This is a genomic window from Microbacterium sp. P5_E9 (assembly GCF_054049175.1).
The window spans coordinates 1-540 of sequence record NZ_JBFUMV010000138.1 but is presented as its reverse complement, the minus strand read 5'-3'; the positions used below and the strand labels follow the sequence as shown (position 1 = coordinate 540).

Here is a 540-nt window from a genome sequence, read left to right as displayed (position 1 = left end):
CGGGTGGGCCGTGCACGAGTAGTTGAGCTCGTTCATCGCGCGCTCGTAGTCCTTCTTGCCKTCCTTGCCRCCGAARGCGTGCGCGACCAGSAGCGCGTACATGACCTTGCCSGYCGGGCTCATGCGATCSGGRTASACCACCTYCTTGCCGCGRTCGTGSAKGAYSGAGACRAGYTGGATGCCCAGCATGTGGCTCTTGAGSCGGTTCGTGCCCTTGATSAGYTTCGGCTCGCCCTGGAARTACWGGCGGATCTGGTCGAGGTTGACCTTGTTGTCCGTSAGCATSGGCTTGCCRTTGATCTTGTGCTTCATGAGCACCTCCTCCGGCCAGACCTGGCGGCGCCATTTCGGCAACTGGTCGAGGATCAGCTGCGAGCCCAGGTGCATCACGGGCACAACGCCAGAAAAGCGCCTCGACAGGATCTGCGTCAGCGACTCAGGCGTCGGCTTGCGCGCCAGCTTGTTCGCCTTGCGCGTGAATGTCCAAGCGACCAAGCCGCCCATGACGACCGCAGTCAGAACCACCAGCGGCAGGAGCGC

At 62.7% G+C, this 540-nt stretch carries 1 protein-coding gene; it reads left to right on the top strand.

Annotated elements, in window-relative coordinates; all coding sequences use genetic code 11:
• Window positions 1-310 precede the first annotated feature (310 nt).
• On the top strand, window positions 311-540 hold a 230-nt coding region (locus tag ACXJ3V_RS20660), incomplete at its 3' end, for a hypothetical protein (RefSeq protein ID WP_457102227.1).